The following is a 13,495-nucleotide window of genomic DNA, read 5'->3' on the forward strand; positions in this document are numbered from 1 at the left end:
AGTCAGATAAGAAATCACCCGAAAAGTCCGGTTTTGACTTTTTGGGGGATTTTGTTCTGACGGAGGATCTGAGCGCTGCAGCTGGACACTAGAAAAGCGGAAGCGGCCGGTTAGCTCCGGAAGCCAGATAAAAAATCACACGAAAAGTCCGCTTTTGACTTTTTGGGGGATTTTGTTCTGGCGGAGGAGTTGGCCGCTGAAGCTAGACAGTGTGCAGAATTCTATATTCTTTCAATTAATATCTGTACAAAACACCTTCCAAAAAAGGCGCAGAAACCCGCGCCTTCTATAGGATACCATGTTTTCAGCCGGCAGAATCCTCTTTTTTCAGTTCTTTTTCAAGCTGGGCGATCCTTCCGTCAATTGTGCTGCGGTAGTAGCCCGTATTCACTTCATTTTCAAGGCGGTCAATATAGCTTTCCAATTCTTCAAAGCGTGTATGTGCTCCTTGTGTATAGCTGCTGCTGTCGAGAACCTTATTCATGCGGTGAGAAGCGCGGGCTGTATTTTCACGGCCCATAAGCTCCATGCGCTTGATGTACATGTCCTTTAGTTTATGCTTCATTTCTTCGTACTTGCGTTCAAGTTCCGCAAGCTGGCCTGACACTTCTTTGAGAGACTCAGTGATTCGCACTGAGCGTTCCTGATACTGTTCATGCTCTCTCACTGCAAACTCATGCAGCTCGCTTTCTCCTGCCTGTGCGGCAATGTCAGCCTGGCGTTTGCGTTTCCCGGCAAGCTCCTCTGCCTGTTTTAATTCACGGGAAAACTCTTCTTTCAGCAAATACTGTCTCTCCACAAGCTTGCGGACTTTATCTGTTTCCTGTTCGCATTCTCTTAAATACTGGTTCAATAGCGAGATCGGATTTTTCTTTTCCTTTTGATCCAGAATTTCATGGAAGTCTGCTGCAAGTGTTTCTTTAATTCGTGTCAATAAATTGCTCATCATGTATCTCTCCTCATTTTATTAATTGTTTTTTTTCATTTCCGCCCATTGGCGTTCGAAATTTGTAAATGGATCAGATGATTCTTTTTCTGCCGTCACTTCTTTGTTGTTCCATTTTTTGTATACTACATAAAGGATATATGCTGCTGCTGCGCCGATCACTGCCGGAAGGTTTGAAGCTGATGCACAAAGAGCAATGATTCCGGCGATTACCCAGAAAATTTTCATTCCTTTTGAATCTGTTTTCACGAACCCTTTATATGCGTAATAAAGGATGACCAGGCTGATAGCCAGTGCAAGCATCGGTGCAAGGTTTGCCAGCAGCACAATCGCTGCAATCCCTCCAATGATCAGTAACCCGAATTTTTTCATGTTCTGTTCCTCCTTTCTATAGTTCTATCCTACCTTCCATGCGGTTTTCCCATAACGAGCCTGAGCTTTAATTTGAACTAAGACCTGAGGCTTAGCTTCATACAGACCTTTATGATTTTTGTGTAAAAAACGGCTGTTAACACATGAATCGGCTGCGCTGAAAGGGCATTTTACACCCAACTTTGCTCGCGTATCTACCAACTTTCCCCGATTTACAGCCAACTCCCTATCTGAAAGCCAATTACCTCTTTTTCTAGCAAGATCTTGGGCATTTGGCAGTTGATTTGCTGCACTGGACCTTGTCAGGCAGCTAATCATGCACCTGTGAAGTCCCTCTTAACAGAGCAGTGCTTCACTTCCTTATGACCCTTCACACAACTCTGACCAGGCTGAAAGGTCATATCTCACACCTGCACAATCCGCCTCCAAAATCCCTCAATAAAAAATCCAAAATAATAAATTTTTAAACAATTTTAAAAATTCCCTCTTGTCCAATACTTCTTTCCTTGTTATCATAGTGAACATTCAACGAAGACGAGACAGGAGGCATTTTAGTGAAAAAGAAATATTTAATAGGTATTCTTATTTTCATCCCATTTTTACAGATTCTTTTGCTTCCTTTTGCCAATAGAATTGAACCGGTAATTCTCGGACTTCCGTTTCTTCAATTTTGGCTCTTCCTGTGGATCGCGGTTACGCCGCTTTGCACGTGGGCAATTTTCAGAATCCAGAAAAAACAGGGAGGTCTTGAATAATGCAGCAGGGAAATACAACAGCACTGGGCATCACGATTTGTATCATCTTAACCGTTGTCTTGATCGGTTTTCTTGCAGGCCGTGACAAGTCTTCCAGAAGTTCTGTGGAAGAATGGTCAGTCGGAGGCAGAAAATTCGGAGGGCTTCTCGTCTGGTTCCTCGTCGGGGCTGACCTATATACGGCCTATACATTTCTTGGCCTGACAAGTACAGCGTTTCAAGCTGGAAGCGTAGCTTTTTTCGCTATTCCTTATTCCGTTTTAGCTTATTTTATCGCCTATTTCTTTCTTCCAAAGCTTTGGAGAACGGCAAAGGAATTCCAGTTCACGACGCTTGCAGACTATGCGCGTGATCGTTTTGACAGCAAGCTCCTTTCTTCGCTGATTGCGATTGTCGGCGTATTGATGCTGATTCCTTATATCGACCTGCAGCTGAGCGGCATCATGGATACCCTGCGTGTCGCAGGAACAGGCTACATCAATGTTACGGTTGTCGTGATTACATCCTTTTTCCTTGTTGCCCTGTACACGTTTTTCAGCGGAATTAAAGGACCTACTTATACCGCGATCATCAAAGATGTTCTTGTATGGGCCATCATGCTGTTTATGGTCGCCTCCCTGCCGATTATCCATTTTGGCGGATGGACGCCGATGATTGATAAGGTCATCACAGACGCACCGCAGCTTTTGACCATACCGCAATCAGGTCCTAAAGGCATGATGTGGTTTGCTACAGCAGCCATCGTGTCGTCACTGGCACTTTTCATGTGGGCTCACGCAGCAACAGGCGTCTTTACAGCAAAAAGCGAAGATGCCATCAGGAAAAATTCTATGTTCCTGCCCCTGTATAACGTAGTTTTAATTCTCGTGATTTTCCTTGGCTTTATTGCTTATCTGGTACTGCCGGGCGAAACAGATCCGCGGTTTGCATTGCTTACACTGATTCAAACATCATACGGCGGCATTGCCCAGGGACTTGCTTATTCAACAATTGCTCTTGCATCCCTGATCCCATGTTCAATTATGGCCATTGGTGCATCCAACCTGTTTGCAAACAACATCTACAGAGATTTGATTAACCCAGGCGTGAAGCCGGCAAAACTGACAATGATTACACGCAGCATGGTCTTTTTGGTTATCGGACTTGCCCTTGTATTCGGACTCCTGTTCCCGACAGCGCTCGTTTCGCTTCAGCTGCTTGGAGTATCCGGAATGGTGCAGATCTTCCCTGCAGTCGTTCTAAGCCTCTTCTGGCAAAAACAGACGCGGGAAGCAACAATCATCGGTTTGCTTGTCGGACTTGGCGTAACATTCACCGTCTACGGTACAGGTCTTTCATTTGGAATTTATGAAGGATTCTGGGGACTTTCTGCCAACTTCCTGACGTTATTTATCTTAAATCCTTTATTCAAAGCTAAATCAACAAACGTTTCCGCCTTTCTTTTCCGAAAAAAAGACGGGGATTCAGCTCTCAAAAAGGGCGCTTAAACAGCAGGCACATCATGTGCCTGTTTTTTTCTGGTTTCCTTCTTTTTAAAAAAGGGGATAATATCTCCATTACATATAACAAAGGGAGGCTAAACCATTGAATCTTTCAGGAAAAGTTGCCATTGTGACCGGAGCAAGCTCAGGAATCGGAGAAGCGGCAGCGATCAAGCTTGCCGAACAGGGTGCAAAAGTGGCGCTGCTTGATATAAAAGAAGAAAATGCGGAAAGCGTCAAAAAGAAAATTGAAGAGATAAACGGTGAAGCCATCATTCTAGAATGCGACGTATCTGATGCCGAAAGAATGGAAACCAGCTATAAAAAAGTCATTGATACATGGGGCAGGCTCGATATTGTTTTTGCAAACGCCGGGATCAACGGAAGATGGACTCCCATTGAAGATCTGTCTCCGGAAGACTGGGACCAGACGATCAATACAAATTTGCGAAGTACCTTTTTAAGCGTAAAATATGCGATTCCCTATATGAAGAAAAAAGGCGGCAGCATCATTATCACAAGCTCTATCAACGGGACCCGCATGTTCAGAGGATTTGGACGCTCCGCCTACAGCACGTCAAAAGTCGGACAGGTCGGTTTTGGGAAGATGGCCGCCCTCGAGCTTGCGGGCTATAAAATCAGAGTCAACATGATCTGTCCGGGAGCAATCGAAACAAACATCGACAGCAACACCTTTGCCGAAGAAGAAAACATTGAGAAAGTGGAAGTTCCGGTTGAATTTCCTGAAGGAGAGCAGCCGCTTGAACAAAAAGCAGGGTCGCCTGAGCAGGTCGCAGATCTCGTTTACTTCCTGGCATCTGACCTTTCAAGCCACATTACAGGCACAGAAGTGTATATAGACGGCGCGGAATCCCTTCTCTAAGGCGAATGAAAACCTCCCTCCGGATGCAAAATAAGAACCAGCTGATCATAAGGAGGAATTTTCATGACAAACAAAAACGATAACCGCGAATCTAAAAACAAATACCCAAATAATAAAAAGCAGGACACTGAGTTCTCAAAAGAAATTAATATCCGAAGTGAACAAACGAAAAAGGATTTGGGGAAATAAATCGTAAAGGCAGTCAGGCTGAGTCCTGACTGCCTTTTTTATTGGGGGAAATTGATTGAGGTTGATAAGTGACACCAAACCCTGATTTTTTTGTGTTGATGGTTCTTATAAGCCCGATAAGTACCACCAAACTCTGCTCCCTTTGAATTGATGGTTCTTATAAGCCCGATAAGTTCCACCAAGCTCTGATTCCCTTGAATTGATGGTTCTTATAAGCCCGATAAGTGCCACCAAGCTCTGATTTCCTTGAATTGATGGTTCTTATAAGCCCGATAAGTACCACCAAACTCTGATTTCCTTGAATTGATGGTTCTTATAAGCCCGATAAGTGCCACCAAACTCTGATTTCCTTGAATTGATGGTTTTTATCCGTCCGATAAGTGCCACCAACTCCGCATCAATAAAAAAATGCCCCGGCTCTTAACCCCGGGACATCATTTTTCATTCACTGCTTCGCTTTTTCAATTTCTTCTACCATAAGGGAGAGCTCTTCCCAGCGTTCCATTGTGGCTTCAAGCTCAGCTTCGACGGCCTGCTGCTGTTCCATCAGCTGCTGGATTTTTCCGTAGTCGCTGCCGCTTGAGGCAATCTGGGCTTCAAGTGCTTCATTTTTCTCCTCAAGCTCTGCAATTTTGTCCTCAATGACATCCCACTCCTGCTGTTCTTTGTAGGAGAGTTTTTTGCGCTGCTTCGGGGCCTGAAGGGTTTCCTGAGATTTGGCAGTTTCCTTTTTCTCAGGTTCTTTTACCTGTTTACGGGAATCCATGAAATCTGTATAGCTTCCCTGGAATCTGCTGACCGTTCCGTTTCCTTCAAAAACAAGCAGACGGTCTACCACGCGGTCGAGGAAGTAGCGGTCATGGGATACGGTTATGACAACACCTGGAAACTGGTCGAGATAGTCTTCAAGGACGCTCAGGGTTTGGGTATCCAGGTCATTTGTCGGCTCATCCAGAAACAGCACGTTCGGCTCCTGCATAAGGACCTTCAGCAAGTACAGTCTGCGGCGTTCTCCACCTGAGAGCTTTCGGATGTATGTCCACTGCATAGAGCGCGGGAACATGAACCTCTCAAGCATTTGCTCGGCTGTTATTGTCTGGTGGTCTACGGTCTGAACAACTTCTGCGACTTCCTTAATATATTCGACTACCCGAAGATCCTCATCCATCGCTTCATGATCCTGGGTGTAGTAGCCGATTTTTACCGTCTCGCCAATTTCTACTGTTCCGCTGTCAGGCTGAATTCGTCCTGCAATGATATTCAGCAGTGTTGATTTTCCGCTTCCGTTTGGCCCGATAATGCCAAGCCTTTCTCCGGGAACGACAAGATAACTGACATCCTTCATGAGAGTTCTGTCCTGGAATGATTTTGACACTTCCTGGAGCTCAATCACTTTTTTGCCGAGACGGGTGGAGCCGATGGCAAAGTCGACACTTTGCTTAGCGGCCGGCCCTTCTTGGTTTTGAAGCTCTTCTGCACGTCCGATGCGGGCTTTTTGCTTTGTTGTTCTTGCTTTAGCTCCTCTTCTCAGCCACGCAAGCTCCCTGCGCAGCAAGTTCTGGCGCTTGGATTCAGACTGTTCGGCGTTGAACTCCCGCTCTGCCTTTTTCTCAAGAAATACTTCATAATTTCCTTCGTATACGTAGAGCTTTCCATATTCCAGTTCGAAAATCTGGTTCGTTACCCGGTTCAAAAAGTAGCGGTCATGCGTAACAAGCAAAATCGACCCTTTATACTGGGCCAAAAAAGCTTCCAGCCATTCAATCGTTTCGTTGTCCAGATGGTTGGTAGGCTCATCAAGAATCAGCAGATCTGCAGGCTGGATAAGTGCCTTTGCAATCGCCACCCGTTTCTTCTGGCCGCCGGACAGCTGATGCACCGGCTTTGCGAAATCAGAAATGCCAAGCCGTGTAAGAACTGTTTTGGCAACCGTATTTGCTTCCCACGCATCATGTTCATCCATCTTTTGCTGAAGAGCAAGCAGCCTGGACTGCTTTTTCTCATCCTCAGGGTTTTGTTCAAGTTCTGACAGGGCAAGCTCATATTCACGCATCACTTTCATGATTTGAGAGTCGCCGTAATAGATTTGCTCAAGGACAGACAGTTCTTCTTCAAGTTCAGGCTGCTGCGGAAGATACTCGATATGAAACGAGTTGGAATGAATCAGTTTCCCTTCTTCAGCCGTTTCAAAGCCCGCAAGAAATTTCAGGAGTGTCGATTTCCCCGTACCATTCGTTCCAATCAGGCCAATCCGCTGTTTTTCAGCAATTGAAAAAGAAATGTGGTCAAACAATGTTTTTTCGCCGTATGTTTTATATAAATTCTCTACAGAAAGAATGCTCATGCCAAACTCCGCCCTTATTCAAGATTTCATTCCTTTCATTGTACAGCAGGCCGGGGGAGAAAAAAAGCAGATTTGCTTCACGTAAAAAGGAGAACGCCCGCGGCGCCCTCCTTTCATTCACTTAATAACAACCGGCAGCCAAAAATAGACGCCTAAAACGATGATGACAATACATACAATATTCATCCAGAAGCCTGCCCGGACCATATCTGATATCTTCAGCACATCAGCACCGAACACGGCGGCATTCGGAGGAGTGGAGATCGGGAGCATGAACGCACAGGATGATGCAAGCGCGGCAACAGCCATCAGACCGTATGGCTCGACCCCGATTGCAAGTCCAAGTCCGACAGTGATCGGAATGATCATATTGGATACAGCCGTATTGGACATGATTTCCGTCATAAACAGGATGGCGGCTGTCAAAATAATAATGATCAGCAAGTACGGAAACGCTTCCAATAAATTCAGCTTGCTGCCGATCCATTCCGTCAGCTTCGAGGCAGAAAAACCTTCTGCAAGAGAAAGCCCTCCTCCGAACAGAAGAAGAAGCCCCCACGGCAGCTGTTTCATATCATTCCATTCAAGCAGCCTTTCTCCTTTTTTGCTTGGTATCAAGAAAAGCAAGAGCGCCCCGAATATCGCTATAGCGGTATCCGATACAGCAAACGGCAGAATGAATTTAAACATCCACAGAAAAGCCGTTGCCAAAAAGATGACCCCGACCCATCTTTCTTCTGTACTCATTGAGCCCAGTGCTTTTAAGTCTTTTTTAATAAAATCCGTTTCCTTGCCGGTTTCAAAATCCACCTTGAATTGAAGCTTTGTCAAATAGAAATAGAGGATGACCAGCAGGATCACCGTAATCGGAAACCCGAATAAGAACCATTCAAAAAACATAATTTCACGATCGAGCATTTCCCGTGACATCGCTGCGAATACTGCGTTGGGCACCGAACCTACAAGTGTCGCAAGACCTCCAATCGATGCAGCGTACGCTACTGAAAGGAGGATCGATTTACTGAATTTGTGAAGGGACTCTCCTTTTAATATCTCCTTCGCCTTTACTTCTTTAATAAGAGCAAGAGCAACAGGAAGCATCATCAGGGCAGTCGCAGCATTTGAAATCCACATCGACAGAAACGCTGTAGCAAGGATCATCCCAAGGACAATCCGGTGGCTTTGAGTGCCAATGAGTTTCAGGATATAAAGGGCAATTCTCTTGTGAAGATTCCATTTTTCAATGGCTATGGCAATGATAAATCCTCCCATGTACATAAAGACAGTGGGATTCCCATATGCTTTTGCGGCGGAATCAATATCAAGCCCTCCTGTAATCGGCAGCAAAATGAGCGGCATGAGTGAAGCCGCCGGTATCGGAATCGCCTCTGTAATCCACCAGATCGCAATCCATGAAGTAACTGCGAGAACTGCACGCGGAGCATCTGAAAGCTCTGTGTCGGGTATTAGGAAAAATAAGAGTAAAAAACTGGCCGGCCCAAGAAATAATCCTGTCAGTTTGGGCGCTGTATAAACTTTCATCTTCTCCACCTCCATTTTCAGGATTTCTACAGAAATCAGCAAAACCCTTTAATTATTTCCACGGAAATGTCGAATGGCGGTGTTCTTTCATCAAAAAAAGAAGGCTGATTCAGCCCTCTTCCTGTCTTGTTTGCTCTACATTCAGTTCAATCAGATTGCCGTCCGGGTCATTCAGGAAAATCTGGTCAAAGCCGCTAACTCCATTGACATCTTCACGGAACTCGATATGATGCTTCGTCAGCCATTCAACAGCAGCCTGGAAATCTGCTATTCTAAGAGCCATGTGACCTTCTGTCGAGACTAGGTTATGCTGTTTTCTAAGTGTCTGAGAGTTTTCATCCACCAGCAAGTGAAGCTGCTGATTTCCGATTTTATACCAGACTCCCTCTGAGTCAAACGGAGGCCTGTCGATTTCCGTCAGACAAAGGACATTCTCATAAAAATGCTTTGCAGCCTGCAGATTTGTTACAGACAGGCTCACATGCTGTATAGCCTCATTCCAAATCATTTCCCACACTCCGTTAAAGGGTATTTCCCGCCGCAGGAATCGGATGCTCATTCAAAAGCCTTGCAAGGTGCACAAGATTCATGCTCATCGTTCGCGTGTTTTTGATTGTAAAGGCATTTTCCTTCCCTGCTTCCATATAGGAAGGTCCCGGTCCTGCTTCGCCAACCCAGTAAACATCCGCATTCGGCGGGATTAAAAAGCCGATGTGCTGAAGGCCGTAGAGAATGGAGCGCGACGCTTCTTTTGCGCCGTCCTCATTTCCTGTTACAGCCACACCGCCTACTTTATTATAATAAATAGACTGGCCTTTTTCATTCGTTTCACTGCTGGATGCATAAAGTCGTTCCATGACAAGTGCTGCAATGCTGCTTTTTTCGCCGAGCCATAGCGGCGTTCCTATGACCACAATATCCGCTTCGGCAATTTTCTTCAGGATCAGCGGCCACTCATCTTCCCGTCCCAGATCCTCTGCCATTCCAAAAGCAAGATTATAGTCGGAAATCCTCAGCTCTTCTGTTTTCACTCCTTCGTTTTCCAGATGCTTTTGAGACTGTCTCATGAGGGATTCGGTGTTTGAAGGCTCGCTTCCTTTCTTTAAGGAACAATTCAAGTAGAGGGCTCTAAGCATATCTCCGTCTCCTTTATTCATGGTTTATAGGTGTTTATTTCCTTTTTTACCAGGAGGTCAAACATATGCAGCAGGCTACCTGTTGCCTTTAAACGAAAATAACCTTCCCGTAAACCGGGAAGGCTTTCATCATTAATTCCAAATAGCGTCCACCCATTCAGGATGATCAATAAATGGATTGCGGTTATATTGATAGTCTTTATAGATGATGTCGTTTCGTCTCATTTCCCGGGCATCAACCGGGTCCTGCTTGTGCCATTGAATCAGGACAGACATTTTCCCGTGATACGGCGCCGTTCCATTGTTTACGCTGTTGTTCAGCTCAAGGTCCACTTCGCCGCTGTCTCCCTCATAGCGGACTGCCATGTAAAACAGCATCCTCGCTACATCGCCTTTTACAGCATCTCTCGGTTCCCATGAATCAGAATCCGTGTAATTTCCTAGTGCTTCCGAATGCTGTGTGCCGCCCATGTCAAAGTCTTTGTTTCCTCTAGAACTGTTGACACTCACATCAGTAGGGCGCAGATGGTGAAGATCTGTTCCGGGGCCCATAACCGTTCCGAAATCGCCATGGGATTTCGCCCAGACATGCTCTCTGTTCCAATCGTTTACATTTCCGCCGTTTGTCAATTCACTCTGTGAGCGGCCTGTATACAGAAGAATGACATTATTCGGGTTATTCGGGTCTTCATCTGTATTTCTCAGGGCATCCCAAACATTGTCATAAGAGAGCTCTCTATGATCATCGATAATATTATGAAGAGCTGATTTTAAAGAAGAGCCCGTTTTGCCGATTGCTGTTTGATAGTACGTACCATCATAAGGGGATGGCTCCGTACCCGGATCTGGGTCTGGATCAGGCTGTGTGCCGCCTCCTGAAATTTTCTCCATCGCAGTTGTGCTGATTACACCGCTGTGTGAAAAATAAGCGGCCAGTTTTCCTGTTACTTTGATTTGCGTTCCTTTTAAAGAAGGATTCGTCATCAGACCAAATTGAGAGCGGAAAGAAGACGGAATCTGCACGTAAATCATTTTGGACGTGCTTGTTTCTGTTGGGGAATCAGCAAGTGCAAGTGCATAATCGTTCGGATAATTGCTTGTGATGACTGTATTTGTCCCAGTCGGCTGTCCAACAACATAACCTTTGACCGATTTGACCGTACCGTTTTGATTGGCATTTGCTTCTGCTACCGAGTATGGATTTGTCAGTGAACCGTCTGCAGCATGAACCTGGGATGGAGTCGTCTGCAGAACAGGAATGAACAGGGCAAGCAGCATGACAAGCTTCATCAGTAAAATGGCAGGCTTATTTTTAAGCAACGTTTTTTCCTCCTTCATAATGGATTACCAAAAGAGAATACTATGAAATTATTAACTATTTATGATGTTTTTGTAAATTTACGTCAGATTCCTGCCGTTTTTGGAAAGATGAGAGAATGAGACTAGGAGACACTGAACCTTTCAGCACAGAAAAAAGATGCACCCGTCTGCATGTGCATCTTTCTTTCCTATATAAATGGCTTGTTCAAAAGATAAAAGCTGCTCCATTCATCAGGCAAGAGAGCCTGGTATTTCTCAGTCAGAAACCGGTCATCGACAAGCACAATGGTGCCGGTATCCTCCTCGGACCTGATCAGCCTTCCGCCTGCCTGAAGTACTTTGTTCATCCCAGGATAAACGTAGGCATAATCAAAGCCATTTCTGCCTGACTGCTGAAAATACTCCTTCATGACATTCCGCTCAAACCCGATCTGCGGCAGTCCGACACCGACCACAATCACTCCGTTCAGCCGGTTGCCGATTAAATCCACTCCCTCTGAAAAAATGCCTCCCATAACGGCGAACCCAATCAGCGTTTCGCTGCTGTCTTCCTGAAAAGCGTGCAAAAATGCTTCACGTTCCGCTTCTGTCATGTGTGCGTGCTGCAGCATCGTTTTAATAGGAAGATTCAGCTCCTCAAAGGTCTCGTAAACTTCTTTCATGTAGGCATAGGAAGGGAAAAATACCAGATAGTTCCCGTGCCGCTCCTCAAGCAGCTGTTTCATCATCACCGAAATGGGCATACGGCTTCGTCCCCTGTCGTGATATCTTGTGGAGACCGGCATGATATAGACTTCAAGATTCTCCTTTGCAAACGGCGACGGAATTTTCACCTGATAATCTTCTGATGTGCCCCCCAGCATATCCATATAAAAAGAAAGCGGAGAGAGCGTCGCAGAGAAATGGATGCTTGAACGATACGGTTTTTTCACCTGCTGCAGCAGAAAAGACGGATCAAGGCATACAAGCTTTATGATCAAATCTTTATTATCTGCTTCTGCCGTCGTTACAAAGCGTTCATCATACAGATTCGAAATCTTAAGAAAAGCCTGTACCTGAAAATAAACATCGAGCAGAAGTTCTGAGGCATTCCCAGACAGCAGCTCTCTTTCCGCCTCTTCTGAAAAGGACTGCAGCATTTCAAGCAGTTCTTCCGGTCTATCCTTCATCAGCTGCTCTGGCTGCTTCTTTTGTGCGATAAAGTAATCATTTATTTTTTTGGCAGATTGAAAGATTCCTGTATTTCCCGCTTTAAACTCCCGTTTCAGCTGCAGAAAATCGGATTTGTTCAGAGTGGCCGAGAACATGGACCTCCCCCTGTCAACGAGGTTGTGGGCTTCATCAATAAGTAGGGCCGTCCCCTTTTTTTGCTCATCGAAAAATCTCTTAAGAGAAACGCGCGGATCAAACACGTAATTATAGTCACAGATGATGGCATCTGCCGTATTTGAAAGATCCAGAGAAAATTCAAACGGACACACTGTATGCTTTTGTGCGTAGTGATGAATGACATCGGCAGTCATCCTTGTTTCACTTTTAAGAATATCGAGAACAGCCTCATTAATTCTGTCATAGTAGCCATTCGCAAACTCGCAGTACTCTTTTTGGCACCGGGTTTCTTCTTTTAAACAGACCTTGTCTTTAGCTGTTATCGTTACGCTGTTTAAATGAAGACTATTACTCTCCATAAAAGCCAGAGTATCCTCTGCTGCCTTTCGGGTAATCGTTTTGGCGGTTAAATAATAAAACGTATCGAGCTTGCCTTCACCTATCGCTTTCACAGCAGGAAAGACAGTGGAGATGGTTTTTCCGATTCCCGTTGAAGCCTGTGCAAACAGATCCGTTTTATCATCAATGGCTTTGTACACCGTGCCGGCAAGCTTTCTTTGGCCCTCTCTGTATGTTTCAAAAGGAAATTTCAATGCCTGTATGGACACGTTCCTTTTTTCCAGATGCTCCGCTCTTGCCTCGGCATACGGATGATAGCTGCTGATTAAACCGTCAATAAACGAGCTCAATTCTACGGCAGAAAACGTTTTTCTGAAGCGGACCTGTTCCCCTGACTTCACACTGACATATGTCAGCTGAACACATACAGCTTGGAGTCCGCGGTCTTCGGCAAGCATGTATGCATAGCATTTAGCCTGTGCCCAGTGCACGGGATACGCGTCTTCTTCTATCTCTGAAAGCTCCCGTGAAGTTGATTTAATTTCATCAATGACGGGAATTTTCTCTGACAGCAGCAGGCCGTCGCATCTTCCTTCAAGCAGGAACACAATGTCTTTATGGGTTACACTCGTTTTCAGCATGACTTCGCTCTGGTCGAGCTCATCATATGTTTTCTGAATGGCCTGATGGGCTTTCGTCCCTTCTGTCATCGTCGCTGATGTCCGAAAACGGGCATCAATGCTGCCTGCCCGAAAAACATACTCAGCAAGAGACCGGACTGAAATGCGGATTTCTCTCATGATTATCACCTGACTTTATTTTAGCATCAGAAAAGCGGAAGCGCCTGTTTTGTTTTGAC

At 45.3% G+C, this 13,495-nt stretch carries 12 protein-coding genes; 4 read left to right on the top strand and 8 right to left on the bottom strand.

The genetic code is table 11. The annotated features are described in order from the left end of the window. Positions 1 to 304: 304 nt before the first annotated feature. On the bottom strand, positions 305 to 946 hold the full coding sequence (locus tag AZ46_RS17970; protein ID WP_029285794.1) for a PspA/IM30 family protein: 642 nt from the start codon (positions 944 to 946) through the stop codon (positions 305 to 307). 21 nt (positions 947 to 967) lie between these two features. After that, the gene (locus AZ46_RS17975) at positions 968 to 1,318 is read right to left on the bottom strand and encodes a lmo0954 family membrane protein (protein ID WP_029285792.1); all 351 of its coding nucleotides are present in this window, start codon (positions 1,316 to 1,318) and stop codon (positions 968 to 970) included. Positions 1,319 to 1,872: 554 nt separating this feature from the next. Between AZ46_RS17975 and AZ46_RS17985 the strand changes: the two genes are divergently transcribed. The 4 genes from AZ46_RS17985 to AZ46_RS22470 all read left to right on the top strand — a co-directional run bounded on the left by AZ46_RS17985 (position 1,873) and on the right by AZ46_RS22470 (position 4,626). Further along, positions 1,873 to 2,073, top strand: coding sequence for a DUF3311 domain-containing protein (locus AZ46_RS17985; RefSeq protein ID WP_029285788.1), 201 nt, complete (start codon positions 1,873 to 1,875; stop codon positions 2,071 to 2,073). Then, positions 2,073 to 3,560: a sodium:solute symporter family protein gene (locus tag AZ46_RS17990; RefSeq protein ID WP_029285786.1), complete on the top strand. Its 1,488-nt coding sequence runs from the start codon at positions 2,073 to 2,075 to the stop codon at positions 3,558 to 3,560. The genes AZ46_RS17985 and AZ46_RS17990 overlap by 1 nt, the downstream gene beginning before the upstream one ends. Positions 3,561 to 3,657: 97 nt before the next feature. Further along, on the top strand, positions 3,658 to 4,437 hold the full coding sequence (locus AZ46_RS17995; RefSeq protein ID WP_029285784.1) for an SDR family oxidoreductase: 780 nt from the start codon (positions 3,658 to 3,660) through the stop codon (positions 4,435 to 4,437). Between the two features lie 63 nt (positions 4,438 to 4,500). Continuing rightward, positions 4,501 to 4,626 (top strand): hypothetical protein, encoded by a 126-nt coding sequence (locus tag AZ46_RS22470; protein WP_267881666.1) that lies wholly within the window; start codon positions 4,501 to 4,503, stop codon positions 4,624 to 4,626. A gap of 445 nt (positions 4,627 to 5,071) precedes the next feature. Here the strand turns inward: AZ46_RS22470 and AZ46_RS18000 are convergent, their stop codons facing one another. The 6 genes from AZ46_RS18000 to AZ46_RS18025 all read right to left on the bottom strand — a co-directional run bounded on the left by AZ46_RS18000 (position 5,072) and on the right by AZ46_RS18025 (position 13,436). Continuing rightward, positions 5,072 to 6,970, bottom strand: coding sequence for an ABC-F family ATP-binding cassette domain-containing protein (locus AZ46_RS18000; protein WP_029285782.1), 1,899 nt, complete (start codon positions 6,968 to 6,970; stop codon positions 5,072 to 5,074). 117 nt (positions 6,971 to 7,087) lie between these two features. After that, positions 7,088 to 8,512: an SLC13 family permease gene (locus tag AZ46_RS18005; protein WP_029285780.1), complete on the bottom strand. Its 1,425-nt coding sequence runs from the start codon at positions 8,510 to 8,512 to the stop codon at positions 7,088 to 7,090. Positions 8,513 to 8,621: 109 nt separating this feature from the next. After that, entirely contained in the window at positions 8,622 to 9,020 is a 399-nt protein-coding gene (locus AZ46_RS18010) for a VOC family protein (protein WP_029285778.1), read from the bottom strand. Positions 9,021 to 9,033: 13 nt separating this feature from the next. Then, complete coding sequence (locus tag AZ46_RS18015) at positions 9,034 to 9,648, bottom strand: flavodoxin family protein (protein ID WP_029285776.1); 615 nt, start codon at positions 9,646 to 9,648, stop codon at positions 9,034 to 9,036. Between the two features lie 132 nt (positions 9,649 to 9,780). Further along, entirely contained in the window at positions 9,781 to 10,938 is a 1,158-nt protein-coding gene (locus AZ46_RS18020; RefSeq protein ID WP_029285774.1) for an endonuclease, read from the bottom strand. Positions 10,939 to 11,156: 218 nt separating this feature from the next. Beyond that, on the bottom strand, positions 11,157 to 13,436 hold the full coding sequence (locus AZ46_RS18025) for an ATP-dependent DNA helicase (protein WP_035319475.1): 2,280 nt from the start codon (positions 13,434 to 13,436) through the stop codon (positions 11,157 to 11,159). Between the last annotated feature and the right edge of the window lie 59 nt (positions 13,437 to 13,495).

Source organism: Metabacillus indicus LMG 22858 (assembly GCF_000708755.2).
GTDB classification, from domain to species: Bacteria; Bacillota; Bacilli; order Bacillales; family Bacillaceae; genus Bacillus_P; species Bacillus_P indicus.

What these genes read in the sequence shown, in the direction of transcription:
- AZ46_RS17975 (WP_029285792.1), bottom strand. Translation starts at nt 1,318, where the DNA reads ATGAAAAAATTCGGGTTACTGATCATTGGAGGGATTGCAGCGATTGTG.
- AZ46_RS18005 (WP_029285780.1), bottom strand. Translation starts at nt 8,512, where the DNA reads ATGAAAGTTTATACAGCGCCCAAACTGACAGGATTATTTCTTGGGCCG.
- AZ46_RS18025 (WP_035319475.1), bottom strand. Translation starts at nt 13,436, where the DNA reads ATGAGAGAAATCCGCATTTCAGTCCGGTCTCTTGCTGAGTATGTTTTT.
- AZ46_RS18000 (WP_029285782.1), bottom strand. Translation starts at nt 6,970, where the DNA reads ATGAGCATTCTTTCTGTAGAGAATTTATATAAAACATACGGCGAAAAA.
- AZ46_RS18010 (WP_029285778.1), bottom strand. Translation starts at nt 9,020, where the DNA reads ATGATTTGGAATGAGGCTATACAGCATGTGAGCCTGTCTGTAACAAAT.
- AZ46_RS17990 (WP_029285786.1), top strand. Translation starts at nt 2,073, where the DNA reads ATGCAGCAGGGAAATACAACAGCACTGGGCATCACGATTTGTATCATC.
- AZ46_RS18020 (WP_029285774.1), bottom strand. Translation starts at nt 10,938, where the DNA reads ATGAAGCTTGTCATGCTGCTTGCCCTGTTCATTCCTGTTCTGCAGACG.
- AZ46_RS17970 (WP_029285794.1), bottom strand. Translation starts at nt 946, where the DNA reads ATGAGCAATTTATTGACACGAATTAAAGAAACACTTGCAGCAGACTTC.
- AZ46_RS22470 (WP_267881666.1), top strand. Translation starts at nt 4,501, where the DNA reads ATGACAAACAAAAACGATAACCGCGAATCTAAAAACAAATACCCAAAT.
- AZ46_RS18015 (WP_029285776.1), bottom strand. Translation starts at nt 9,648, where the DNA reads ATGCTTAGAGCCCTCTACTTGAATTGTTCCTTAAAGAAAGGAAGCGAG.